This window comes from Turicibacter sp. HGF1, from assembly GCF_000191865.1.
In the GTDB taxonomy this organism is placed as follows: Bacteria; Bacillota_I; Bacilli_A; order MOL361; family Turicibacteraceae; genus Turicibacter; species Turicibacter sanguinis.
In genome coordinates this window covers 1-26,021 of sequence record NZ_AEXQ01000093.1, presented here as the reverse complement: position 1 = coordinate 26,021, position 26,021 = coordinate 1, and the positions used below count along the sequence as shown (strand labels likewise).

The 26,021-nt window shown below is 35.4% G+C and carries 22 protein-coding genes; 1 reads left to right on the top strand and 21 read right to left on the bottom strand.

What is annotated here, in order from left to right; all coding sequences use genetic code 11:
• Positions 1–63: 63 nt before the first annotated feature.
• The 12 genes from HMPREF9402_RS09190 to HMPREF9402_RS09130 all read right to left on the bottom strand — a co-directional run bounded on the left by HMPREF9402_RS09190 (position 64) and on the right by HMPREF9402_RS09130 (position 9,911).
• Entirely contained in the window at positions 64–630 is a 567-nt protein-coding gene (locus HMPREF9402_RS09190; RefSeq protein WP_009607199.1) for a YeeE/YedE thiosulfate transporter family protein, read from the bottom strand.
• Between the two features lies 1 nt (position 631).
• On the bottom strand, positions 632–1,165 hold the full coding sequence (locus HMPREF9402_RS09185; protein ID WP_337998359.1) for a YeeE/YedE thiosulfate transporter family protein: 534 nt from the start codon (positions 1,163–1,165) through the stop codon (positions 632–634).
• 52 nt (positions 1,166–1,217) lie between these two features.
• Entirely contained in the window at positions 1,218–1,871 is a 654-nt protein-coding gene (locus tag HMPREF9402_RS09180; protein ID WP_006784250.1) for a Crp/Fnr family transcriptional regulator, read from the bottom strand.
• Between the two features lie 55 nt (positions 1,872–1,926).
• Positions 1,927–2,421, bottom strand: a complete 495-nt coding sequence (locus HMPREF9402_RS09175; protein ID WP_009607206.1) for a TIGR03943 family putative permease subunit — start codon at positions 2,419–2,421, stop codon at positions 1,927–1,929.
• Positions 2,421–3,248, bottom strand: a complete 828-nt coding sequence (locus tag HMPREF9402_RS09170) for a metal ABC transporter permease (RefSeq protein WP_009607196.1) — start codon at positions 3,246–3,248, stop codon at positions 2,421–2,423. Before HMPREF9402_RS09170 ends, HMPREF9402_RS09175 begins: the two co-directional genes overlap by 1 nt.
• Positions 3,249–3,887, bottom strand: coding sequence for a metal ABC transporter ATP-binding protein (locus HMPREF9402_RS09165; RefSeq protein WP_009607207.1), 639 nt, complete (start codon positions 3,885–3,887; stop codon positions 3,249–3,251).
• 396 nt (positions 3,888–4,283) lie between these two features.
• Positions 4,284–5,105, bottom strand: coding sequence for a metal ABC transporter permease (locus tag HMPREF9402_RS09155; protein ID WP_009607198.1), 822 nt, complete (start codon positions 5,103–5,105; stop codon positions 4,284–4,286).
• Positions 5,098–5,808, bottom strand: a complete 711-nt coding sequence (locus HMPREF9402_RS09150; protein WP_006784245.1) for a metal ABC transporter ATP-binding protein — start codon at positions 5,806–5,808, stop codon at positions 5,098–5,100. The genes HMPREF9402_RS09155 and HMPREF9402_RS09150 overlap by 8 nt, the downstream gene beginning before the upstream one ends.
• A 1-nt stretch (position 5,809) precedes the next feature.
• Positions 5,810–6,784: a metal ABC transporter substrate-binding protein gene (locus HMPREF9402_RS09145; RefSeq protein WP_009607201.1), complete on the bottom strand. Its 975-nt coding sequence runs from the start codon at positions 6,782–6,784 to the stop codon at positions 5,810–5,812.
• A gap of 236 nt (positions 6,785–7,020) precedes the next feature.
• On the bottom strand, positions 7,021–7,413 hold the full coding sequence (locus tag HMPREF9402_RS09140) for a hypothetical protein (protein WP_009607200.1): 393 nt from the start codon (positions 7,411–7,413) through the stop codon (positions 7,021–7,023).
• A gap of 83 nt (positions 7,414–7,496) precedes the next feature.
• Positions 7,497–8,912, bottom strand: a complete 1,416-nt coding sequence (locus HMPREF9402_RS09135; RefSeq protein ID WP_009607194.1) for a glycoside hydrolase family 1 protein — start codon at positions 8,910–8,912, stop codon at positions 7,497–7,499.
• Positions 8,913–9,044: 132 nt separating this feature from the next.
• A complete protein-coding gene (locus HMPREF9402_RS09130; RefSeq protein WP_006784241.1) occupies positions 9,045–9,911 on the bottom strand; it encodes a MurR/RpiR family transcriptional regulator in 867 nt (288 codons plus the stop codon).
• Positions 9,912–10,077: 166 nt separating this feature from the next.
• Here HMPREF9402_RS09130 and cls point away from each other — a divergent pair, with 166 nt between their 5' ends.
• The gene (gene cls / locus HMPREF9402_RS09125; RefSeq protein WP_009607195.1) at positions 10,078–11,613 is read left to right on the top strand and encodes a cardiolipin synthase; all 1,536 of its coding nucleotides are present in this window, start codon (positions 10,078–10,080) and stop codon (positions 11,611–11,613) included.
• Positions 11,614–11,657: 44 nt separating this feature from the next.
• Here the strand turns inward: cls and HMPREF9402_RS09120 are convergent, their stop codons facing one another.
• From HMPREF9402_RS09120 to HMPREF9402_RS09080, 9 genes are all read right to left on the bottom strand, one after another.
• The gene (locus HMPREF9402_RS09120) at positions 11,658–12,146 is read right to left on the bottom strand and encodes a DNA-deoxyinosine glycosylase (RefSeq protein ID WP_006784239.1); all 489 of its coding nucleotides are present in this window, start codon (positions 12,144–12,146) and stop codon (positions 11,658–11,660) included.
• Entirely contained in the window at positions 12,121–12,696 is a 576-nt protein-coding gene (locus tag HMPREF9402_RS09115) for a putative ABC transporter permease (protein WP_006784238.1), read from the bottom strand. Before HMPREF9402_RS09115 ends, HMPREF9402_RS09120 begins: the two co-directional genes overlap by 26 nt.
• A gap of 243 nt (positions 12,697–12,939) precedes the next feature.
• A complete protein-coding gene (gene fucO, locus HMPREF9402_RS09110; RefSeq protein WP_009607202.1) occupies positions 12,940–14,088 on the bottom strand; it encodes a lactaldehyde reductase in 1,149 nt (382 codons plus the stop codon).
• A 467-nt stretch (positions 14,089–14,555) separates the two neighbouring features.
• Positions 14,556–15,851: a TrkH family potassium uptake protein gene (locus HMPREF9402_RS09105; protein ID WP_009607193.1), complete on the bottom strand. Its 1,296-nt coding sequence runs from the start codon at positions 15,849–15,851 to the stop codon at positions 14,556–14,558.
• 198 nt (positions 15,852–16,049) lie between these two features.
• The gene (gene treR, locus HMPREF9402_RS09100; protein WP_009607197.1) at positions 16,050–16,757 is read right to left on the bottom strand and encodes a trehalose operon repressor; all 708 of its coding nucleotides are present in this window, start codon (positions 16,755–16,757) and stop codon (positions 16,050–16,052) included.
• 146 nt (positions 16,758–16,903) lie between these two features.
• Positions 16,904–18,559 carry an alpha,alpha-phosphotrehalase gene (treC, locus tag HMPREF9402_RS09095; protein ID WP_009607204.1) on the bottom strand — a complete coding sequence of 552 codons (1,656 nt, stop codon included), beginning with the start codon at positions 18,557–18,559 and terminating at the stop codon, positions 16,904–16,906.
• Positions 18,560–18,720: 161 nt separating this feature from the next.
• Positions 18,721–20,130: a PTS system trehalose-specific EIIBC component gene (gene treP / locus HMPREF9402_RS09090; protein ID WP_006784233.1), complete on the bottom strand. Its 1,410-nt coding sequence runs from the start codon at positions 20,128–20,130 to the stop codon at positions 18,721–18,723.
• 290 nt (positions 20,131–20,420) lie between these two features.
• Positions 20,421–21,470: an alpha/beta hydrolase gene (locus HMPREF9402_RS09085; RefSeq protein ID WP_009607205.1), complete on the bottom strand. Its 1,050-nt coding sequence runs from the start codon at positions 21,468–21,470 to the stop codon at positions 20,421–20,423.
• Positions 21,471–21,590: 120 nt separating this feature from the next.
• The gene (locus HMPREF9402_RS09080; RefSeq protein ID WP_009607203.1) at positions 21,591–25,883 is read right to left on the bottom strand and encodes a 2-hydroxyacyl-CoA dehydratase; all 4,293 of its coding nucleotides are present in this window, start codon (positions 25,881–25,883) and stop codon (positions 21,591–21,593) included.
• Positions 25,884–26,021 lie beyond the last annotated feature (138 nt).

Sequence of the window (26,021 nt, the reverse complement as noted above, 5' to 3'; positions counted from 1 at the left end):
AGGTTTCACACATCGAAACCCTATTTACTTTCTTGCATTTTTTCAAGCATCAAAACGGTTGTCTCAGCTTTTTTTGTTAAACGGATAAACTGGGATGAAAGTTGCTACTAAAATAAATACTACTCCAACCATAGCCAGTCCGATATATCCTATATTAAAAACGGATGGATATTGTTCAGACACGTGAAATAGTGTTAATTTTCCTAAATTCATGATTTCAAAGAAACCTTGATTGGCTAACCATCCATAACTTATTGAAAATAAGAAAGCTCCAACTAGTCCACCTAAAATGGCACTGATTGCTTTTTTAAATCCACCGGTCATCGCACTTGCAACACAAGTTCCAGGACACGTTCCAACTGATCCAAATCCAAGCCCAAAAATTAAACCACCGATTACAACGCCTAAATGAAGTGGCTTAACACTTAAATGAGAAACATCAAACCATCCGAATCCATAAAAAATAGATAATAAAACACTCGCCAATCCAATTGCAAACACAATAATTTTCATCAAAGTTAAATTTTGAAAACTCAACATTGAAATTAGATTATCCATATTAGCTGCTCCCACTTTATATAACGCAAATCCAAAAAATCCACCTAATAAAATAGCTAAGACAATCATCATCTTACAGGCTCTCCTTTCTTTGACGTAATCGAGTCACAATCAGTGCTGTCGGTATGGCAACCACAAATACTGAAGCCGCAAAAGCATAACCACTCACACTTCTTTGCATCATCCCACTCATCATATGACCACTCGTACAACCGCCTGCCATACGCGCTCCATATAACAATAAGATTCCACCAATAAACGGTAGCACATAAGTACGCCATACATTTTGCTTCACTGAACAAGAAGCGTCCTTTTTAATCTCACGACGTTTTGAATCTAATCGATAACCTATATATCCTCCCACCGGAATCGCTAATACAAACACAAAATTATAGTTCCAGGGATGTTGAATTTCCTCTGCAATCTTCCCATTGTCCTTTTGATAGTATGCATTTTCCTCTAAGGCGTCAGGATTAATCGCGGTATGAATGATTCCACTTAGTACACTAAACTGAGTTGAAACCCCGACTGGCTTTACCAACCAAATCGCTAAGAAAAACGATAAAGCTAAAATTATAGCTGCCTTCATCCATTTTGGCATCTTCATCACTCCTTTATGAATCTAGTATATACAAAATAAAAAACATTCCGTGACAAAGTCACAGAATGCTCTCCATCTCTAGTACCACAATTTTTCCACGCTCTAGTTGAATCAATCCTTTACGCTCCATCGCTTTTAACGTCCGACTCACGACCTCACGTGACGTCCCAATATCAAATGCAATCTGCTCATGCGTCTTATAAAACGTCACACGCCCCGATTGCTTATGACTATTTTGCTTCAAATAACCAAGTACCCGTTCCTCAACGCTTGAAAAACTAATCTGCTCAAGCGTCGTGACCACACTCGTAAACTTGCCATATAAATTTTGAAATAAAAACTGTAAATAAGTCGGATGATTCATTAAATACTTCTCAAAAATCGGCATTGGAATAATCGCCAACTCACAATCTTCCTCCACCTTCACATACGCATATGTCTGTGATTTAGCTAACGCACAAATCACGGTCATAAAACAACTATCCCCTTTTTCTAAACGATAAAGCGTCACCTCACGCCCTTCCTCATTCAATCGATAGACACGAAGCTTCCCACTTAGGATAAATGAAAATCCCCAACAAGCCTGACTTCCATTGATTAACATCTCACCCGCTTTAAATTGACGTCCGTTAAGATGTTTTTGAATTTGGTTTAGAGCCTCTTCATCTAATTTCTTTAAAAATGGATAATCCTTTTTTAACAACTCTAACATCTCGACCCCTCCTAAACAAAATAGGATTGCACCTTGCAATCCTATTATATACCTTTTATTGATAAACTAACACTTCACCGACTTCATCTTTAACCGTTATACTGATGACATCTAAATACAAATAATCCCTGTACTCACCTTCCTCTATTCTTGGCGTTCCAATCACTTCAATCCAATCATCCACTGCTGGCCACTCTCCCTCATAATTTAAAAAGAAGCCACCCCAGCCATCATCTCCACAACAACCAGGTCCGAATCGATACACAACATGAAATTCTGGTTCATCACTATCATAATCAACACCATAAAGACCTTCTACCTTGACAACACGATCCTTATACAAATCAAAATTAAAGAAAATATCAGAAATCTGAAGTAAGAAATACTTTTCTCGAATCTCTAAAATTCCTTTTTCCTCAACCTCAGTTCCTAAAGTTAAAGAGTCAGCTTCTAATACTTCTGGCTCAACAAATTCAAGTGTCTCAGTTATACGACTACATCCTGAGCAACTAATCATCGTCAACATTAAAAATAAAACCAATCGTTTCATTACCTTTTCACCCCTTTACTCACAAAAGATAGTAACGAATAAATAAAGAACATCACAATATTCATCGCAACTACACTAGCACCTGGCGGTGTTGCGGCTAAATAAGACATCACTAACCCTAAAAAGAAACAAATAACTGAAATAAAAATCGAATGAATCATGACCCATTTAAATGAACGACATAATCGCATCGCTGTTAAGGCAGGAAATACAATTAAACTAGAAATCAACAAAGTTCCCATCAAGCGCATCCCAAGCGTAATCGTTAATGCTGTTAACACAGCAAGTAACATTTTATAAAAGCCAACCCTAATCCCCGTTGCCTTCGCGAATGTTTCATCAAACGTAATCGCAAACATTTTATGATAAAACAAAATAAATAAAAGTAAGAATAAAGCTGAAAGAACCATACTCAAATAGACGTCTGACTGTGTCATTGCTAAAATGCTTCCAAACATATAATTACACACGTCTAAATTCATCCCCGTCGTTAAAGACATCACCAAAACCCCAATAGATAATGAGCCTGTTGAAACTAATGCAATCGCAGCATCGCCTTTGATTAAGCTATTTTCATTCATTCGCAGCAAGAAAAATGCTGCCGCTACCACAACCGGAATCGCAAATGATAAGGGTGCCACATTTAAAACAGAGGCAACAGCCAACGCCCCAAATCCAACATTCGATAATCCATCCCCAATCATCGAATAGCGTTTCAAAACTAAGCTTACTCCAAGCATCGCACAGCAAAGTGAAACCAATAGACCGACAACCATCGCCCGTACTAAAAAGGGATACGAAAACATCTCAACTAAAATCTCAATCATTTAGAATTCCCCCTTTTTCAGATGAACGACCTGTGTTGCATGCTCTATTTTGTTTTCTATATCATGGGACACCATCACAATTGCAATCTTATTTTCTTGATTAATTCGATGCATTAAGCGATAAAAATCTTGCGTTGCCTTCGGATCTAAATTAGCTACCGGCTCATCTAAAATCAATAATTTCTTCGTTGCACATAACGCCCTTGCTAACAAGACACGTTGTTGTTGTCCGCCTGATAACTCACGATAACAACAATCACGCAACTCATAAATTCCTAACTCTTTCATCCACTTTACAGCTCGCTCTTTATCTGATTTCTTATACAGCGGTATCCATCCACACTGATTCAAACATCCTGATAAAATAATCTCCCAAACACTAGCCGGAAACTCTTTTTGAATCACGGTTTGTTGAGGTAAATACCCTACTTCAGATTGTTTTAATGTCTCATTAAATATAATCTGCCCACTACTTGGTTTCCTTAAATTTAATAACCCCTTTATCAACGTACTTTTCCCTGTTCCATTTTCTCCAATCACCCACACATAGTCACCTTCATGAACTTTAAAACTAAGATTTTTAATGACTGTATACTGATCATATGAAAATGAAACACCTTCAACATGTAATAATTCCACGTGTCTAATACCTCCCTTTTTAATCACATTTATCAGTTTAAAATCATGCTCACTTTAGCATCTTGACTTTTAATGTAATAGGAGTAAAGACTTTGATAAGTTGGTTATCTATAGTCCCCCTCATCAGCAAGAAATAAACAATGAGTAACGTAACCCTTAGAAGAGGATTTGGGGGCAGTAGCGATTCCATCTTATCTTTTGTTAAGGAGCAGACCACACAAGTGACTTCCTCACAGTGGTGATTTGGTTCAATAGACAGATGTAAACTCACCATTAGATAAGAAAACAAAACAAAACAAAAAGACATATTAAAAACGCCCATCTGTCTTTATATTGTCTCATCATAAGCTCTCCCCCCCTTCATAAAAAAAGGATTGCCCTTTAAGGGCAATCCTTTTATATACGTTTTGTTACCCATCCTATCAATGAAAATAGAATAAATACAACGGCATTCACAATGACAACACTCGCTCCTGCTGGGAGTGAGTATAAAAATGACAATGTCATTCCAATAAAGAAACAAACAACTGAAACAAATCCAGCAGAAATAATCACTGACTTAAAACTATTAAACACACGCATTGAAGTTAAAGCTGGGAAAATAATAAGCGAAGAAATCAACATTGTTCCCATAATACGCATGCCTAATACGATTGTAATAGCCGTTAAAAAAGCAATCAACATATTATAAAGTTCTACCTTAACACCTGTTGCTTTAGCAAAGTTTTCATCAAATGTCGTTGCAAAAATACGATCATAAAATACCACAAACAAAATAAATACCACTGCCGATAACACAATACTAATATTTACATCATTCTTCGTCATTGCCAAAATACTTCCGAACATATAGCTATTAATATCTGCATTCAAACCAGTTGTTAACGACGTTACCGTTACCCCAATCGCAATGGATGTACTCGAAATCAATGCAATGGCTGCATCCCCTTTAATCTTACTATTTTGACTAATACGAAGTAAGAAAAAGGCTGCCACGACCACAACCGGTACTGCTATCTGAAGTGGCGCTAAATTCATCGCCATTGCGATGGATAAGGCTCCAAACCCAACATGCGATAATCCATCACCAATCATTGAATAACGCTTTAGCACCAAACTCACCCCAAGTAAAGCTGAGCATAGTGCCACCGCGCTCCCAACAATAATCGCACGAACCATAAAACTATACGAAAACATTTCCTGCCAAATACTAATCATGCTTAATATCTCCTACATGACGGCACGCATTCGTGTGACACAAATACTCTGCCGGCGTCCCATAAAATAATACTTCTTTTTTCAATTGTAAAATCTTTGTTGCATGATTAAGTCCACTATTCATATCATGTGTGACCATAATAATACTCATGCCATACTCTTTATTCAATTCCTCAATCAATTGATACAAATTCGCGGTGGTGATTGGATCAAGTCCCGTCACCGGTTCATCAAGTAATAACACTTTCTCAGAAGCACAAAGCGCCCTTGCAATTAAAACACGTTGCTGTTGACCTCCTGATAAATCGCGGTAACACTTATTCTTTAAATTTTCAATCTTCAATTTCTTTAAATTCTCCATCGCGCGTTGCTTATCTGCTTTTGAATAGAAGGGACGCCATCCGCGCTTATTTAAACAACCTGATAACACGACTTCATAAACTGATGCAGGAAAATCACGTTGTACAATCGTCTGTTGTGGAAGATATCCAATTTCATTTTGCTTTAACGAAGAACTAAACTCAATACTTCCTGACTTAGGAGAAACCAATCCTAAAATTGATTTCATTAACGTACTTTTACCAGACCCGTTATCCCCAACAATACAGAGATAATCCCCTTCATTTAATTCAAAACTGACATCTTTTAAAGCTTGTGTTTGATCATACGAAACATTAAGCTCTTTACAGGTTAAAATACTCATCTTAATCAAGTCCTACTTTTAAATTTTCAATATTTTGTTGCATTAATGAGACATACGTTACCCCATTATTAAAATCTTCTTTTGAAACATTATGCGTAGAATGAAGTAATAACAACTGCGCACCTGTTTCTTCACTAATCATCTGACCAATCTTTGGATCAATTAATTCTTCATAATAAATAGCCGGAATATTATTAGCTTTAATCTCACTAATCATCTGAGCTACTAATGCTGCACTTGGTTCTGCTTCAAATGGAGCTGATACATAATCAATTCCATAGTCTTTCATTAAATACTGCAGGGCAAATCGTCCTGAATGATAAATCGTTGTACGTTTAGCATTCGCTACTACATCTTGTAACTCCTGGTCTAATTTATCTAATTGTAATTGATAAGCCTCTGCATTTGTTTCATAATAATCTGCATTCTCTGGATCAATCTCACATAAAGCTTCTAAAATATTATTTGCCATCACTTTTGCATTCTTAGGACTTGTCCAGATATGTGGATCATACGTATGATTATGTCCATCATTTGCCGTATGTTCTTCTTCCTCGTGATCGTGATTTTCTGCTTCATGGTCATGATCATCTTCTTCCTCAATTCCTGTTCCAAGTAAAGTCACACCTTGTGAAACATCTAAAACATAAACATCTTGACTGTCAATACTTTCAACAATTTTATGAGCCCATGTCTCCATCGATTCCCCTGTATAAATAAATAAATCTGCCTTATTGATTTTAATAATATCCGCCGGTGTCGGTTCATAAGAATGGGACTCCATCCCTGGAGGTAATAATAATGTTACCTCTGCTTTATCACCCGCAATTTGACGCGCAAAATCGTACTGTGGAAATAACGTCGTGACAATTTGTAATTGATCAGTATCTGATGTTGACGTGGTTTTAGACTCTCCACTACATCCGACTAAAATTAAACTCATCATGATAGACATCATATATATCAATTTCTTCAACTTTAAATACCTCCTAAAAAAAGTCATACTCTCTATGTTATGTCTATTATAGCATAACTTCATTCAAATGATAGCCATTATCAATTAAATGAATATATGTGCAATCACTCATACAACGTCAAAAAAACTAGGAAATTAGCTTCCTAGTTTGAAACAGAAATATTTTTTTACCGATGAAATAGATAAGTCGCGTTAATTTTTCAAAGTGTCCAAAACTAATCTGGGCTTATATCATTTTAAGTTTTCTTAATAAAAGAATGATGACATTTTGGACAAGTAATCTCAATTTTTCCTTTTCCTTTTGGAACACGTAATTCTTGTCCGCATTCCTTGCATTTATAATATCGATACTGACGCTTTGTTTTAAATTGGCGGTATTTATTTATCATTTTCGTCTGAATCGGATACCAATATCTTAAAAACAAGATATTTTCTTGGTGTCTCTTCATTTTATTTTTAGATAACATACGGTAATAACAATAAACTAATGGAATCCAAGCTAAGATGATTAGCCATTTCCATCCTAATAATTGACCAATTAATGTGATAAAAATACTTAAAAACAATAGTCCAATCGAGAAATGATCAACCCCTGTTCGTCCTTCCATAAATCGTTTAAACCACTCCACAATAACACCTCACTTTATTCACTTAAAATCATTATACACCTATCATGTTAAAAAAACCGCGATTTTTTTCGCGGTTTTAATTTTTATTCAGTCAAGCTCTCGCCATTTGTGGCAATCACTTCTTTATACCAATAGAATGATTTCTTTTTATAACGTTCTAACGTTCCTGATCCATCATCATGACGATCCACATAAATATATCCGTAACGTTTTTTTAGTTCAGCAGTTGAGGCACTGACTAAATCAATACATCCCCAAGATGTGTAGCCCATTACCTCTACTCCATCTTCGATGGCTTCACGTACTTGAACTAAGTGATCGTTTAAATAATTAATACGGTAGTCATCCATAACTGTTTTATTTCCATGTTCATCTTCAACTAACACATCGACTGCTCCTAATCCATTTTCAACAATGAATAATGGTAATTGATAGCGGTCGTAGAATTGGTTTAAGACATAGCGTAATCCTTGAGGATCAATTTGCCATCCCCATTCAGATGCTTTAAGGGTTGGATTTGGAACTCCCCCCATAATATTTCCTTTACCAGCTACCTTTTTGGCTGGATCAGCGGTTTCGCAGATACTCATGTAGTAACTAAATGAGATAAAGTCCACCGTATGTTTAAGGATTTCTTCATCACCTTCTGCAAACTTGATTTGGATATTATTTTCACGGAAATAGCGTTTCATATAACCTGGGTATACCCCTCGCACATGAACATCTGAGAAGAAATAGTTCATATGTTCTGCTTTCATCACCGCAATCATATCATCTGGATTGGGTGTCAGTGGATAAGTTGGCATACTCAAAATCATACATCCAATTTTAAAATCTGGATTGATTTCATGACCAATTTTCACGGCTAAGGCACTAGCCACTAATTCGTGATGCACGGCCTGGTATAAATCTTGTTTTGTCAATTTTGATTTATCTGTGTAAATTCCACCACTTAAGAATGGCGCATGTAACACGGAGTTAATTTCATTGAATGTTAACCAATACTTTACTTTATCTTTATAACGTGTAAAAATCGTACGAACATAATTTTCGTAGAAACCGATTAAATCACGACTCACCCATCCATCGTATTTTTTTGATAAGTGTAATGGCGTTTCGTAGTGAGAAATAGTGACTAATGGTTCGATTCCGTACTTCGCTAATTCATCAAACACGTTATCATAAAATTGTAATCCCGCTTCATTTGGCGTTGCCTCATCCCCCTGCGGAAAAATTCGCGACCAAGCGATTGATAAACGGAAGGTTTTAAATCCCATTTCAGCAAACAGTTTAATATCTTCTTTATATCGGTGATAGAAGTCTATTCCCACTAACTTCATATTATCAACAGTTGGCTCTTCTGTAATCGGCCCCATGATTCCTTTAGGTGCGACGTCTTGTGTTGAAAGACCTTTTCCGTCTTCGTTATAAGCTCCTTCAAATTGGTTAGCAGCTGTCGCTCCTCCCCATAAAAACCCGTCTGGGAAACGTTTCGTCATGTCTGACACATCCTTTACTTTTGTGATGCTTCCCTTATATCACACCCAATTCCTTCGTTTCAATAGATGTCAAAAGACCTGGTTGAATGATTCAAAATCATCAACTAAATAGGATTTAAAACTGAAACAGTGTTACAAAAACTTTTTGTATAAATCGTGATATTCATTAATCTCTTCGTATCTTTTATTTTGTCTGATACTATTTTCAAAATTTTGCGAAAAAAGAATCGCAAATAATAACTCAAAAATATATTCAGCTGACGTTTGAAAAAGTAAAGTTCCCATATCTGAAAAACGGTGAACGTTATACACATAAAGGTGTTCAGTGCTTAAACCCGCTAATGTTGAATTTTTAGATTCTGTTATCATGATGATTGGAATATTCTTTTCTTGAAGAAGTTTTGCTATCCGAGCGAGCATGACGTTTTCTCCAGTCCGACTGATCATCATGGCAACATGACCTTCACTTGACACCATAGCCTGCATGAACTGAGCGTTACTTCCGTCTTGAATCGCGCTATTTTTCCCTGCATAAAGAAAATTGGCAGCTGCATATTTTGCTAGATGCAAGTTGTTATCAAAAGCATAAAGGTCGATAAAAGTTGAGTGATTTAAAAGTTTAGCCACTCGTGTCAATTGATCAAGGTCAATTCCTTTTTTGGTTTCTTCGATAGCGGTCATTTTTAAGGCGGCTACTTTGTTTAAAATAGTATGAATGGACTCATTTGAGGTAATTGGATTTTCTCGATTAATGTGTCTTGGGGTTTGACTAATTTCTTGAAGGTATTTTAATTTAAATTCCCCATAACCACTCATGCCGACTTTTTGACAAACTCGAACAACGGTTGCAGCTGAGGTATGCGTTAAAGTGGCTAATTGACGTGATGATAGTTTAGCAATTTCTTGTGGATAGTCAAGGAGGTAATCGACCACTTGAATTTCGGAGTTCGTTAGTTTGTTGAGTTGCTTTAGTTCTTTTAATTCCGTTACTAGCTTCATGATTTCACCCGTTTCTTTTCTCTCTTTATTTTAACTGAAATGATGACTGGCTGACAACGTTATCTCATCTGATATCTGTTTACGGGAGTCTTAAGTTTTGCTATAATATCTTTCCATAAGGTGTTAATTTTCAATAGTTTCAACCAATTAAAGGGGAGTTGAATGAATGAGAAAAACATTAAGAATATTACTTGGACGTGTTGGCTTTTGTGGAATGCTGATCGCCCTACAAGCCTTAATCTTAATCGTTGTGATTTGGCGGTTCCAAGAATACTTTGTTTACTTTTATGCTTTTTGTGTCTTACTGAGTGTAGTCGTTGTGATGGGAATCTTAAATAATCGTTTAAATCCAGCTTACAAAATTGCTTGGATTATTCCAATTATGCTGGTTCCGATTTTTGGGGGATTATTTTATATTCTCTTTAGTAGTGATCAAACTCGTAAAAAGTTTTTAAATGAAATGAAGCCTATCAATGAGAAGATGAGAGAATGTTTAATACAGGATGTTGACATTACTGAAAAACTTAAAACTCTTGATAAACGTGCCTTTAATCAATCCAGATATATTTTAGATTATGCACAGGGGCCTATTTATGAAAACACCACAACTGAGTACCTTACACCCGGAGAAAAAAAGTTTGAACGTTTACTTGAAGAATTAAAAAAAGCAAAACATTATATCTTCCTAGAATACTTCATCATTGATGAAGGGATGATGTGGGATACGATTTTAGAGATTTTAAAAGAAAAAGCGGCGCAAGGGGTTGATGTACGCGTCGTTTATGATGATTTCGGTTGTTTATTTTTACTTCCTTCTGGCTATGATAAAAAGCTTGAAGCAATGGGAATTAAGTGTTGCGTATTTAATCCATTCGTTCCGTTTTTAACACTTCGTATGAATAATCGTAATCACCGTAAAATTGCGATTATTGATGGACATACTGCTTTTACAGGCGGCATTAATATTGGAGATGAGTATATTAACGGCTATGAAAAACATGGGCATTGGAAAGATGCTTCGATTATGATTAAGGGCGATGCGGTTTGGAGTTTTACCGTCATGTTTTTAACGATGTGGGATTTCCTTCGTAAAACGAATGAAGATTACGAACCTTTCCGTCCTCATATTCATCACAAAGAATCGTTTGAAAGTGATGGATTTGTTCAGCCGTTTACGGATAGTCCACTAGATAATGAATCGGTTGGGGAGACCGTTTATTTAAATTTAATTAATTCGGCTAAAGATTATGTTTATATCAATACGCCTTATCTGATTTTAGATAATGAAATGATTACAGCTTTATCACAAGCCGCTAAACGTGGAGTCGATGTCAGAATTGTGACTCCGCATATTGGTGATAAATGGTTTGTTCACGCCGTAACTCGTGCTAACTATGCTTTCTTAATTGAAGATGGTGTGAAGATTTATGAATATACACCTGGATTCATTCATTCTAAAACATTTGTGGTAGATGGCGAGTATGCCGTTGTTGGAACGATTAATCTTGATTACCGCAGTTTATACTTACATTATGAGTGCGGAGCTTGGTTATATAAAAATAGTAGTATTAAAACCATTTACGATGATTATGTTGAGACCTTGAAAGTCTGCCAATTAATCACGTTACAAGATTGCCATAATATTAAATGGTACAAAAAGTTCATTTATGCTTTCTTACGAATTTTTGCCCCATTAATGTAGGAAAAGGAGTTCCGATTTGGAACTCCTTTTTTTATGAATCCTCTTTAGATATATTTTAAGATTTCTTGGTATTGTGTTTTAAGTTCTTCATCTTTTATTCTGCGATTAGCAGGGCTTGGAGATGGGAGCACGATACAAGGAATGTTTGTTTTAGGGTAACAAAATTTTGTATAGAATTCGGCTGCTTTTTTTCCGGTTGTAAAGACGGCGTGAATAGGCGCTTGTTTTAGGATCATGCTTAAATCATTTGGAATTGGATTTTTAATGCTAGCATCAGAGGCTCCTTCTATGTCACAACTTTTTAATACGTCCCAAAGGGCAATATGGTGACGATGTAGGAAAGCTAGTCTATCTTCATTGGTAAGTGGTAATTCTTCATGAAAGATGTCTGCTAGGACAGGCCAAAATCGATTTTGGGGATGACCATAGTAAAACCCATTTTTTCTAGACTTTGGAGAGGGCATGGTCCCTAGTATTAAGACTCTTGAATTTTCATCATACACTGGCTTAAAGATATGTTCGACGACTGCCATCTAGTTCACCTTCTTCATTAGAAATTTCTTTTATTATAGCATGTTTTCTAATGAATTTTTTTAAGGTTAAGGCTTCATCTATCATGAAGGCACCGCAAATGAAAGGACAGATGACGAACCACGAAGAAAAGTGTTGATTGATAAATGGATCGACGAGCATTGGTTGAAAATAGTTAACTCCGATAAACGTGAGGATCATCCAACAGATTGAAAATTGAGGGCAGATTAGTCCTTGTAAATTGAATTTTAGCATAGAGTAATCCCAGTAGTCCTGATGAAAAATATGACGCGTCAGAAGTCCTGATAAATATTCAACGGTTGTTGGTACGATAAGGCACAGTATTAAAATGGAAATTGGCGATAGTAAAAACGTATCTTTCATTAAGATGAGCAAAGCCATTGCGATTGCATACATCGGTTTGAAAGGTCCATATAAAAAGCCATCTTTTTTCATTTGTCCTGTTAGCATATAAGAATAAAATTGTTCGATCATCCATCCAATGACACCATATAAAAAGAAGTTAAATAAAAAGTACCATGCGTAATACATACTAGACACCACCTGTTTTTAGTGATAGTTTGTTCCCTCTCCCCTAAATTCATACTCCACCTCTTTTTATTTTTTCCTTTTATCGTTAAACTATAAATAAATTGGAATTTTATTGTAACAAATAGTTTTTTCCACTCATTAAAAAGAATGGAAGAAGGTTAACAAATATGGTGATTAATAAAAAAAACATCTATTCAAGTCACCTTGATAGATGTTTTTTAGTGTGTGTGCTTATGTTTTAAATTAGATTAATGATCTATATAATCCAATAATATCTTCAAGGCTTGCCTCTTTTGGATTTCCAGGAGCACAAGCATCAGCTACTGCTGATTCAGCTAAGAACTGAATATCTTCTTCTTTCACGATTTCTTTTAAATCGGCTGGAATATTGATATCTGCTGATAATTGACGAACAGCATCAACTGCAGCTTGGCGATACTCATCTTGTGTCATATGATCAACACCCTCTACTCCCATTGCACGTGCAATTTCACGGTATTTTTCACCTGTTGCATCTGCATTAAATTCCATAACTGTTGGTAATAAAATTGCATTTGCAATCCCATGAGGTGTATCATAAACAGCTCCCAATGCGTGAGCCATTGAATGAACAATTCCAAGACCTACGTTTGAGAATCCCATTCCTGCAATATATTGTCCAAGTGCCATTCCTTCGCGACCTTCTTTTGTATTAGCAACTGCTCCACGTAATGATTTAGCAATGATTTCGATGGCTTTTAAATGGAACATATCCGTCATCTCCCAGGCTGCCTTTGTAATATATCCTTCAATCGCATGTGTTAAGGCATCCATTCCTGTTGCTGCCGTTAAACCTGCTGGCATTGAAGACATCATTTCAGAATCAACAATTGCAATGACTGGAATATCATGTGTATCGACACATACAAATTTACGCTTTTTCTCAACATCTGTGATAACGTAATTGATGGTCACTTCAGCCGCTGTTCCAGCAGTGGTTGGAACGGCAATAATTGGGACACTTGGATTTTTAGTTGGGCTGACACCTTCTAAACTACGAACATCCAAAAACTCTGGATTATTAATAATAATTCCAACTGCTTTTGCCGTATCCATTGATGATCCTCCACCAATCGCGATGATATAATCAGCTCCTGATGCTTGATACGCTGCCACTCCATGTTGAACATTTTCAATTGTTGGATTTGCTTTAATATCTGAATAAATTTCATAAGGTAATCCTGCCTCATCTAGAACAGCTGTGACTTTATCCGCTACCCCAAACTTAATTAAATCTGGATCGGTACAAACAAATGCCTTTTTAAATCCACGGCGTAACACTTCGTCTTTAATCACTTGAATAGATCCTGCCCCATGGTAAGATGTTTCATTCAAAACAATACGATTTGCCATTTTCCAATTCCCCTTTTCTCATCAGTAGCCTCTCGCTACTTAAAATAATACTTAGCAACTTCATTATGCTTTAATTCTATCACTAAGATAAAGTTATCCCTTCTTTTTAGTTAATAAAGTCCATATTCAAGTCATCAAAATCTATCACCTTATCAACTAAAAGCAAGACTATTATAATGCTTTCTCAGTAAAGAAAATCGTCAAAAAATAAAGGAAACATCCGACTTTATTATTTTAACCTCTCTTTAAATGAATCAAATTGGAAAGATTAAGAAATAAACCTGTCATTCATTTAGAGGTATCGCTCTTCGAGTGAATTAAATTAATAGAACCTACGTACTCAGTCTTTCTCGGATAAAGCCTAGATTAGAAAATATCTCAAGAAAATTAAGCTAATAAAAATCCTAGTCACAAAGCGACTAGGATTTTTATTTAATTGGTATCACTTATTGGATTTTAAAATTTAATTAACCTATCGTTATTTGTTCTTCGGGATAATTAAATCTTGGTGCTGCTGTTTGATAAGCCCATAAGCAGGCAATACTAAATGGACCTAAACGCCCAATAAACATGATGATACACAAGATGAGTTTGTTCGCTATATTTAAGCTCGGTATAATTCCAGTTGATAATCCGACTGTTCCTGTTGCGGCAATCACTTCAAATAAAATACTCTGAAGTGATAACTCAGGTTGAATCAATAAAATAAAAAACGTTCCAACAAATACAACTGAGATTGCTAGTAAAAAAACACTAAATGCCTTAATAATACTTTCAGCTGGAATTCGGCGATAAAAGGCTGTAACAGGACGATTAGTGGCAAAAGATTTAATAGTTTTTATAATGGTAAATAACGTCGTTGTTTTAATTCCACCACCGGTTGAACCAGGAGATGCCCCAATAAACATTAAGACCATTAAAATAAGAAGTCCAGCTTGTGAAAAATCATCAATAGGAATGGTAGAAAAACCAGCTGTACGTGCCGAAATACTATGGAAGAAAGCATCAAACCAACTAAAGCCTTCTGATAATTTTAACAAAATGGTTCCGATGATTAATAAAGAGGCTGTTGTTACCATGACAATCTTTGTATTCATACTACATTTTTTGAAATTTCTTTTATGATAGATATCAAGCATGGTGACGAATCCAATCCCTCCTAACCCAATTAGAGTAGCTGTTGTCAATAGCAACACATAATGATGTCGGTATGGAATTAAATTCTGTCCTCCACCTAAAATATCAAATCCCGCGTTATTAAAGGAAGCAATCGCATGAAAGGCACTGATTCCTAAAGCTTCCCAAAACGGATAATGTTGAATGAATGTAAAAAAACTAAGAATCATGCCTACTAACTCAATCACCAGAGTTAATTGTAAGACCGATTTGACTAATCGAACGACTCCACTCAACGAATTAAAGTTTAGCCCTTCCATCAATAATAATCGATGATAAACTCCAAATTTCCTTTGCATCACTAAGATAAAAATAGCACCTACTGAAGTTACCCCTAATCCACCTATTTGAATCAGTAATGCAATGACTAGACGACCAAAAGCATTAAACTGTTCAGCTGTTTCAATGGAAATCAAACCGGTCACGGTAACTGCACTAGTTGAGGTAAATAAAGCATCGATATAACTGACATAAGTCCCTGGCATATGCGCAATTGGCAAGGCAAGTAAAACAGATCCTATTAGAATAACTGACATAAAACCTAAAGCAACATATTGAGTCGGTCCTAAACGTTTAGTCCGTAACACAAATCTTCCCTCCAACTTATACTCTCTTCTCTTTTATGATAATATGACACTATTATAACTCTGACAAATGTCGAAAATAACCAAATTTTTACTAAATTGATTTTTTGTTATCATATCATGGACCTATAAAAAAAGCTAGAATGTATACCTCTAGCCTTTGAAAAATTTTATAAATAGTTAACTGAGTTTTATCTTTTACTATCTTCTCGCGAAATCAACAAAAATAAATTTATCCGGTCGATGGCGAGATTCAGTATATTGGAACAAGCTTGTATCCACTAAATAGGTATAACTTCTAACAACCGCAACCATATCAAAGTTTTTTAAATCTAAGTATTTTCGATCCTCATCGGTTGCCATTTGAACTGTGATTTCTTTATTAGCATATGCCACTTTCAAACCAAGTTCACCTTCAATATATTCGTATAAAGAGTCTTGGCAGGCTTCCTCTGTTAAATGATCAACATATTTGCAAACCACATAGTCTTTATCTAAAATAACCTTTTCGCCATCAATGGTTCTAGAACGGACAATTTTCCACACAGGTTCTTCAGCATTTAATTCCAAGTTTTTACGAATCGATTCTCGTGGAATTTGTTTCTCTAAAAGTTCAACAGTTGTCTTTGCATTACGACCTGAACGCTCGGTAATTTCTTTAAAACTGACAACTCCCGAAACTGGGAAATTTAATTTATTTATATCAAGTACAAAAGACCCTTTTCCTTTTGTCTTTTGTATATATCCATGTTGTTCTAGCATACTTAACGCTTTACGGACGGTATCTCTTGAGACTTGATAGTGGCTAATTAAGTTTTTCTCAGAAGGTAACATACTGGTTGGCTCATAAATACCACTTTCAATTTGACTTACAATGTCATTATAGACTCTTAAATATTTTTTATCCATCGTCATCACCGTAAAACATTTTAACACATATACGGATAAGATAAAAAGCAGTAAAACTTTTTCAAAGAAAAAAATTTACTGCTTTTTGTGGGATAACTCATTGTTTCTTATTAAAATTCTATCGGAATAACTTATTATTTTTCTAATTAACTTTCAATATAGTAAGCAATTGATTCATATGGACGAAGTGTGATTTTTTCTGCTAACTGCTGGCTATCTTTGTAGTTTGAAATTAAAATTTTAGCATCACTCACTAACTCAACTGGCATTTCAACTTCTGTTTCTTTTCCATAGTAATTATTTAAAACAATTAATTTTTGATTATCTAAGGTACGCATATAGGCTAATACTTGTGGATGATCCATTAACATCATTTCAATATTACCATCTGAGATAATGTCATACTCTTTACGTAAAGCAATTAATTTTTTGTAATGATAGAAGACTGAATCTTGATCTTTTAAAGCTGCTTCTGCATTGACTTCTTCGTATGATGCACCTACTGGAATCCAAGGTGTTCCACTTGTAAATCCAGCATTCTCTGTCGCATCCCATTGAACTGGCGTACGAGAATTATCACGTGATTTAGCACGTAAGATTTCTAAAATTTCTTCCTCTTCAATTCCTTGCTCTTTTAAAATATTAAAGTAATTAATGGCTTCGACATCACGGTATTGTTCAATTGTTGTGAAATAAGGATTTTTCATTCCGAATTCTTCACCTTGATAAATGTACGGTGTTCCACGCATTAAGTGAATCGTTGATGCTAACATCTTAGCACTTTCCTTATGATAATTCACATCGTCTCCAAATCGTGAAATCGCACGTGGTTGATCGTGGTTACACCAGAAGACTGCACTCCATCCATTTCCAGCTTGCATACCTTCTTGCCACTCTTTGAAGATATCTTTTAACATGGCAAAATCAAAGTCCATTAATGTCCACTTATCTCCATCTTTATAATCCACTTTTAAGTGGTGGAAATTAAACACCATTGATAATTCTTTTTCCTCTGGATTTGAATATCTTATACAATTATCAACAGATGTTGAAGACATTTCCCCTACTGTAATCACATCAGGATGTTTACCAAATGAGTTTTCGTTTAATTCTTTTAAGTACTCATGAATTTTAGGTCCGTCTGTATAGAAACGACGTCCATCTCCGATTGTATCATCTTCAAAAACTTCAGGTTTTGAGATTAAGTTAATAACATCTAAACGGAATCCTTTAACCCCTTTTTCTAACCAGAAGTTAACTACTTTATAAATTTCTTGGCGTACTGCTTCGTTTTCCCAGTTTAAATCACCTTGTGTAACATCGAATAAATGTAAATAGTATTGATCAAATTCTTCAACGTATTGCCAAGCAGATCCACCAAATTTAGAAATCCAGTTTGTCGGAGCTTGCCCCTCTTTTCCGTCTTTGAAAATATAGAAGTTTTTATAAGTTTCATCACCTGACATCGCCTTTTTAAACCATTGATGCTCAGTTGAGGTATGGTTAAATACCATATCAAGCATAATCTCAATTCCACGAGCTTGTGCTTGTTCCACTAATAATTCGAAATCTTCCATCGTTCCAAAACGTGGATCAATGTTGTAATAATCAGCTACGTCATATCCGTTATCTTTTTGTGGCGAGATATAGAATGGAGTTAACCAAATGTAATCGACTCCAAGTTCTTTTAAATAATCTAATTTCTCTACTACCCCAATTAAATCCCCAAGTCCATCACCATTCGAATCATTAAATGATTTTGGATAGATTTGATAAACAACGCTTTGTTTAAAGTTTTTCATGATGTAAGCCCTCCTATTTTTCATGAGAATGCGAGAAAAGGGAACAACTTCTTAAAGAAGTGAACCCTAAACCCAAAATTATTTTCTTATAATATTATTTCATACCCGAGTATTTCCTAGCTAGTAAGGATTGTCCCTTTCCATATCAAGAGACTCGATTTTTATTTTTTTAATTTACGTTTTGCTAGTACAACAGTTAAGATGAATGGAACAACAATCGCAACCACCATTGCTACTGCAAACATTAACATGTGTGCTGGTTGAATTGATAAGATACCAGGTAATCCACCAATACCTACCGAGTTAGCCATAACACCTGTTGCAACTGAGATAACTGCTGCAATTCCCGAACCGATCATTCCGGCAATGAATGGGAATCCGTATTTCATATTGATACCGAAGATAGCTGGTTCAGTTACCCCTAAGTAAGCTGAGATACAAGCAGGAACTGAAACTTGTTTTTCTTCTTCATTTTTGCGATTTACATAAATCATACCAAGAACAGCTGAACCTTGAGCAATATTTGATAAAGCGATCATTGGCCATAACATTGTTCCACCAAACTCAGCAACTAACTGTAAGTCGATTGCGTTTGTCATATGGTGTAATCCTGTAATAACTAATGGTGCATAAGCAAATCCAAAAACTCCAGCAAATAACCATGAGAATGATGATGTTAATCCAGCATATACAACTCCTGAAATCCAAGAACCAATTGCCCATCCAATAGGACCAAGTACTGTGTGTGCTAATAATACAGTTGGTACTAATGAGAAGAATGGAACAATAATCATTGAGATTGAATTTGGTGTAATTTTTTTGAAGAATCGCTCTAAGTAAACTAAAGTAAATCCGGCTAACATAGCTGGGATAACTTGTGCTTGATATCCAATCATATTAACTTGAGCAAATCCAAAATCCCAAACTGGAGCGACTGCATCTCCACCAACTGCGTAAGCATTTAATAACTGTGGTGAAACTAATGTAATCCCTAGAACAATACCAAGAATTTGTGTCGTTCCCATTTTCTTAGTTACAGCCCATGTAATTCCGACCGGTAAGAAGTGGAAGATTGCTTCCCCAATTAACCATAAGAAGCTATGAACACCTGACCAGAATTGTGAGATTTCAACTAATGTCTTTGTTCCATCTTCGAACATTTTAATGTCACCAATGACATTTCTAAATCCTAAAATTAACCCACCAATGATGATAGCTGGAATTAATGGTGAGAAAATTTCAGCTAAGTTAGCCATTAAGCGTTGAATCCAACTCATATTTGATTTAGCAGCTTCTTTTACATCTTCTTTACTTGCATCTTGAATACCTGCTACAGATTTGAATTCATTATAAAATACGGCAACGTCATTTCCAATAATAACTTGGAATTGTCCTGCTTGTGTAAATGTTCCTTTTACGCATGGTAAAGCTTCAATTTTTTCTACTTCAGCTTTTTTTGGATCATTTAAAACAAATCGCATACGTGTCATACAGTGTGTGACAACGGCAACGTTTTCTTTTCCACCAACAAATTGTAAGAGTTGTTGAGCCTCTTGAGTAAATTTCCCCATAATGTACCTCCTTAAGTTTTTTTATTATGAATCGTTCATGTCCTTCATCCCCAAACATGTACGTATATGTTTGTTGCTACACACTTATTCTAACCTGTACGTATATGTTTGTCAACACAGTTTTTACACCGTTTACATTTTTTATGTATACATTTTCAAAAAAACTCCTTCGACAAAATACGACAAAACTATTGATATTATCACGCTTTCATCATCTTTATTTTTATTATTTTTCCCTAAAAATTTTTTTTAAAAATAAAAAAATCATCAGCATAAACTGATGATTTTAACTATAATTTTTTTAAATCTTTCGCTATCTCATTCATACAATCTTCTGCTTGCGGATAAACGCCACACTTATCTAAAAAGGCATGATCCATCCCCTTATACTGAATATACCTAACTTCAACTCCGGCTGCGTTTAAACGATTAACGTATGCCTCATCCTGTAAACGTAAAAAATCATACTCTGCGCTCACAATCAAAGTTTTTGGAAATTGACTCAAATCCTCTACCATTAATGGAGATAATTCTGGATGAACAAGTGGTATTTCATCACGAACATATAACTCATTGATTAACGGCATGCAATTTTTTATACTATGAATCGTACGCTTAACTAATTCATCATCAGACTCAAATGTATACTGATCTAAACTAAATTGATAACCTTCTTCTGATAATGAAACAACTGGATATAATAAAGCCATATACTTAATTCTTCTTAAACTTTTGACATCTCTTAATACACAACCTGCAGCCAAATTACCACCTGCACTATCACCCGAAATTCCAACACGATTGGAATCAATTCCTAAATCATTAGCATGATTAAAAATATAATTTACAACAGTGTCACAATCATTTAATCCATGTGGAAAAGGAGCCTCAGGAGATAAACGATAATCAATTGAAACAACGACTACGTGCGCTTTTTGAGCCATTGCTTTACATGGATTTTCAACTACATTTAAGTCTCCACCATAAAATCCCCCACCATGAATAAAAATAAGCGCTGGTAATAACCCTTTATGATTGATAGGATAATAAATTCGAACTGGGACACCATCTAAGATTTCATGTTTTACGATAATTCCTTCACTGATATCCAAGTTATCAAATCCCATTCCCTGTCTGATACGACCAATTTCAATTCCTTCAAATACCGTATCATCAACTTTTGAGAATTCTACTTTTGGTTTTAATCGCTGAATCTTTACACGTGGGTCAAGTCCCTTCGTTAATTCCGGTACTTCTTTTATTTGTGTTGGTACGCCATTAATCGTAATCATTTTAATTTTCGATAATTTGTCTAAGCATTGTTGATAATTTAAAATCATGATGGCCTCCTAAAAATAATCATCTATAATGTATACCTATCTTTATATTTCCGTTAGTCTAACATGTAGATAATTAATTGTCAACGATTTCAAAAAAGGAGCTATTTCTAGCTCCTTTTACTATGTCGTAACTAAATCTTTTAACTGACTTATCTCCTGAGATGCATTTGGCTGGTTAGCAAAATTTGAAGTTTCCTTAAGATTCTCAAAAGCAGTTGAAATCATTAGTTTGATACGATTCAGTTGATTGACCTCACTCGCACCAGGATCATAATCGATAGCCACAATATTAGTTCCTGGATACAGTCGTTTAAGTTCTTTAATCATTCCTTTCCCCGTCACATGATTTGGTAAACAGGCAAAAGGCTGCATACAAATAATATTTTTTACATCCATTTCAATCAGTTCAATCATTTCCCCTGTTAATAGCCAACCTTCTCCTGTTTTATGACCTAAAGAAACAACAGATTCAGCACCTTGTGCTATTTCTTTAATGGTTTTAGGTGGTTCAATCAAGTGACTATTTTTAAGAGCCTCTTTCATTAGACGTCGGTACTTCTCAATGACCTGAATGACTGATTGTCCCAAGAGCTTAGACCATTTTGATTTCAATAATAATTTATCTTCTTTGGAATAGGAACAATATAATAAGAAATCAATGAGTCCTGGGACTACAGCTTCTGCTCCTTCAGCCTCAACCAATTCTACAACATTATTATTAGCCGTTGGATGAAACTTTACTAAGATTTCTCCTACTAATCCAACACGTGGCTTTCTAATACGACGAATTGGTAAAGCTTCAAAATCTTTAATCATATCCTCAATATTTTCTTTATATTGTGTTTGATTAGGTGCCATTAAAGCCGTACTACAAATCTGTTCCCACTTTATATATAGTTGATTAGCTGACCCCTTAACGATTTCATACGGACGTGTTCGATATAATAAACTCATTAATAAATCACCGTAAACTAACGCCATTAAAGCACGGTTAATCAGTGGCCAACTTATTTTAAATCCTTCATTTTTTTCAAATCCTTGGGCACTTAATGAAATAACTGGAACTTGTTCAAAACCTGCATCCTGAAGTGCCTTTCTTAAAAATCCAATATAGTTCGTTGCGCGACATCCTCCACCTGTTTGCGTAATTAATAAAGATGTCTCATTTGGGTTATACTTACCAGATTTTAAGGCGTGAATCATTTGGCCAACAACTAAAATAGCGGGATAACAGGCATCATTATTTACATACTTTAACCCCTCATCAACCGCTTCATGGTCAAGAGATGGAAGAACTTCTACTTGATACCCTGATGCTTGAAAAGCAGCTTGTAAGAGGCCAAAATGAATCGGTGACATCTGAGGAGCTAAAATAGTATGTGTTTTTTTCATTTCTGTTGTAAATTCAATCGGATGATAAGTATTATCCACTTTAAGACGCTTAAAATGATTTTTTTCTCTCTCAAGCATCGTTGCTTTTAAAGAGCGTAATCGAATTCTTGCAGCCCCTAAATTATGGCCTTCATCAATTTTTAATGTTGTGTAAACTTTTGAATGAGCAGCTAAAATATCATGTACCTGATCTGTTGTCACCGCATCAAGTCCACATCCGAAAGAATTTAATTGTACCAATTCTAAATCATCTCTAGTTGCAACATAACTTGCGGCATTATATAAGCGAGTATGGTAAGTCCACTGATCCATTACACGAAGTGGTCGCTCTACTTCACCTAAATGAGAAATTGAATCCTCTGTCAATACAGCCATTCCAAGTGAATTAATCATCTCAGGAATTCCATGATTAATATGCGGATCAACATGATAAGGACGACCTGCCAACACAATCCCTTTCATGTTATGGTCCTCTAAATAGGCCAGTGTTAATTGACCATTTTCACGAATATCTCGTTTAAAATTCTCAAACTCTTTCCATCCCTTATCAACACTTTCACGAATTTCTTTCCAGGGGATATTAAAATCTTTAAAAACTTCGTGCAATCGTTTAGCTAATTTATCTTTTTGATCAAATGGCAGAAAAGGTTTAAGGTATAAGATATCTTTTTCACGTAAGACATCTAAATTATTTTTAATCACTTCTGGATATGAAATAACAATTGGGCAGTTGTAGTGATTATCTGCCTTTTTATCTTCTTGTTTAGAATAAGTTAACGATGGATAAAAGATAAAATCCACCTTTTTTTCAACGAGGTTCATGATATGACCATGCACGAGTTTCCCAGGATAACAAACCGATTCAGATGGAATGGTCTCCATCCCTTTCTCATAAAGCTGATTAGAAGAAGGATCGGATAAAATCACACTAAAGTTTAAATTTGTAAAAAAGGTGACCCAGAATGGATAGTTTTCATACATATTTAAAACACGTGGAATTCCAACGGTTCCTCGTTTCGCAACCGATGCTTCAATGGTTTTGTAATTAAATAAACGATTATATTTATAACGAACTAAGTTAGGAATAGGACGTACTTCTGCCATTTTACCGGCCCCTCGTTCACATCGATTTCCCATCGTAAAACGTTCGCCATCTTTAAATTTATGAATAGTCAGTAAACAGTTATTTGAACATAATCCACATCTTGCACTTCGACTAGTTAACTCAAAATGTTCTAATGATGCTTGATTAATTAACGTTGAGACTTCCCCTTCTACATAACGCTCTTTTGCAATTAAAGCAGCTCCAAAAGCACCCATAATTCCTGAAATATCCGGTCGAATAGCTTGACGATTTGATAACTTTTCAAAAGCTTTTAAAACAGCATCATTATAAAAAGTTCCACCTTGAACCACAATTTTTTGTCCCAATTCTTCAGGATTTCTAAGTTTAATCACTTTAAATAGAGCATTTTTAATAACTGAATATGAAAGCCCTGCAGAAATATCCCCTACTTTGGCACCTTCTTTTTGTGACTGCTTGACTCTTGAGTTCATAAAAACCGTACATCGCGATCCTAAATCAACCGGATTCGAAGCATTGATAGCAGAATTCGCAAAGTCTTCGATGCTCAAATTCATTGATTTTGCAAAAGTATCTAAAAAAGACCCACAACCTGAAGAACAAGCTTCATTTAATAGGATACTTTCAATATTTCCATTTTTAATTTTTAAACATTTCATATCCTGTCCACCAATATCTAAAATACAATCGACACCCGGACAAAAGAAATCTGCCGCCTTATAATGGGCAATCGTTTCAATTTCACCAATATCCACTTTTAAGGCAGCTTTTAATAAGGCCTCTCCATATCCTGTAACAGTAGCTTTAACAATATGAGCCTCTAAAGGGAGTTGGTCATACAATGTTTTTAAAACACTAATCGTTGATTGCAAAGGACTGCCTTCATTACTTCCATAATAAGAAAAACAAAGGTTCCCGTCTTCATCAATGAGGGCAACTTTTGTTGTCGTGGACCCAGCATCAATTCCTAAAAAACAGTTGCCCGTTAAAGTAGATAACTCTCGTCGTCCTACTTTGGACATTTGATGACGTTTTATAAAAGAATCATACTCATCATCTGATTCAAATAACGGTGCTAATCGAACCGATTCAGACGTGTGAACCTCTTTAATCGTTTGTAAAGAGTCCATAAACTGAGAAAAAGAGATCACTTTAGAATCCATTGAGGATAAGGCAGCTCCTTTTGCTACATATAGTTGAGAATCATTAGGAAGAATGATCTCCTCAGGCTTTAATTCCAGAGTTTCAATAAATCGATTTCTTAATTCTGATAAGAAGTATAAAGGTCCCCCTAAAAAGGCAACATTTCCACGAATTGGACGTCCACAGGCAAGCCCACTAATCGTTTGAATGACAACAGCTTGCAAAACTGAAACAGCAATATCTTCTTTTGCGACTCCTTCATTGATGAGAGGTTGCACATCGGTTTTAGCAAACACCCCACAACGGGCAGCAATAGGATGAATGACTTTATAATGTTTTGCAAGCTCATTTAACCCAAGGGTATCAACTTGTAATAACGATGCCATTTGATCAATAAATGCGCCGGTTCCACCTGCGCAAGTTCCATTCATGCGTTGTTCAATTCCATCTTTAAAATATGTGATTTTAGCATCCTCTCCCCCAAGTTCAATTGCAACATCAATTTGAGGATAGTAACGTTTTGTCACTTTTGTTGAAGCCACAACTTCTTGAATGAACGGAATATTTAGATGTTTAGCTATTGCAATTCCACCAGAACCTGTCATATTCACCGTAATATTATAATCTTTAAACTGTTCATACGCCTGTTTTAAAACAACGGTTAATGTTTTTAAGATGTCAGCAAAATGACGCTCATATGAACTAAATAGAAGCTCTTCTTTTTCATTTAAGATAACGGCTTTTACCGTTGTTGATCCCACATCAACCCCAATATGAATAAGTTTTTGTGTCATACTTACGCAGCTAACCTGCTCCCCTCCTTTATTGATACAACTTTTCCTTAACTCCTTTTTATCAATTTTCGATTCATATTTTCCATTTACAGTATATGGATGGTTTTTTCAATTTAGACTAAAAAAAAGCTAACTACT

Bases quoted from the DNA above. Each gene is read 5' to 3' on its own strand.
- HMPREF9402_RS09080 (WP_009607203.1), bottom strand. From the start codon at position 25,883: ATGACACAAAAACTTATTCATATTGGGGTTGATGTGGGATCAACAACG.
- HMPREF9402_RS09150 (WP_006784245.1), bottom strand. From the start codon at position 5,808: ATGAGTATTTTAACCTGTAAAGAGCTTAATGTTTCGTATGATCAAACA.
- treP (WP_006784233.1), bottom strand. From the start codon at position 20,130: ATGGGGAAATTTACTCAAGAGGCTCAACAACTCTTACAATTTGTTGGT.
- HMPREF9402_RS09130 (WP_006784241.1), bottom strand. From the start codon at position 9,911: ATGAAGCTAGTAACGGAATTAAAAGAACTAAAGCAACTCAACAAACTA.
- HMPREF9402_RS09155 (WP_009607198.1), bottom strand. From the start codon at position 5,105: ATGATTAGTATTTGGCAGGAAATGTTTTCGTATAGTTTTATGGTTCGT.
- fucO (WP_009607202.1), bottom strand. From the start codon at position 14,088: ATGGCAAATCGTATTGTTTTGAATGAAACATCTTACCATGGGGCAGGA.
- HMPREF9402_RS09170 (WP_009607196.1), bottom strand. From the start codon at position 3,248: ATGATTGAGATTTTAGTTGAGATGTTTTCGTATCCCTTTTTAGTACGG.
- HMPREF9402_RS09180 (WP_006784250.1), bottom strand. From the start codon at position 1,871: ATGTTAGAGTTGTTAAAAAAGGATTATCCATTTTTAAAGAAATTAGAT.
- treR (WP_009607197.1), bottom strand. From the start codon at position 16,757: ATGGATAAAAAATATTTAAGAGTCTATAATGACATTGTAAGTCAAATT.
- HMPREF9402_RS09115 (WP_006784238.1), bottom strand. From the start codon at position 12,696: ATGTATTACGCATGGTACTTTTTATTTAACTTCTTTTTATATGGTGTC.
- treC (WP_009607204.1), bottom strand. From the start codon at position 18,559: ATGAAAAACTTTAAACAAAGCGTTGTTTATCAAATCTATCCAAAATCA.
- HMPREF9402_RS09085 (WP_009607205.1), bottom strand. From the start codon at position 21,470: ATGATTTTAAATTATCAACAATGCTTAGACAAATTATCGAAAATTAAA.
- HMPREF9402_RS09190 (WP_009607199.1), bottom strand. From the start codon at position 630: ATGATGATTGTCTTAGCTATTTTATTAGGTGGATTTTTTGGATTTGCG.
- cls (WP_009607195.1), top strand. From the start codon at position 10,078: ATGAGAAAAACATTAAGAATATTACTTGGACGTGTTGGCTTTTGTGGA.
- HMPREF9402_RS09135 (WP_009607194.1), bottom strand. From the start codon at position 8,912: ATGACGAAACGTTTCCCAGACGGGTTTTTATGGGGAGGAGCGACAGCT.
- HMPREF9402_RS09175 (WP_009607206.1), bottom strand. From the start codon at position 2,421: ATGAAACGATTGGTTTTATTTTTAATGTTGACGATGATTAGTTGCTCA.
- HMPREF9402_RS09185 (WP_337998359.1), bottom strand. From the start codon at position 1,165: ATGAAGATGCCAAAATGGATGAAGGCAGCTATAATTTTAGCTTTATCG.
- HMPREF9402_RS09120 (WP_006784239.1), bottom strand. From the start codon at position 12,146: ATGGCAGTCGTCGAACATATCTTTAAGCCAGTGTATGATGAAAATTCA.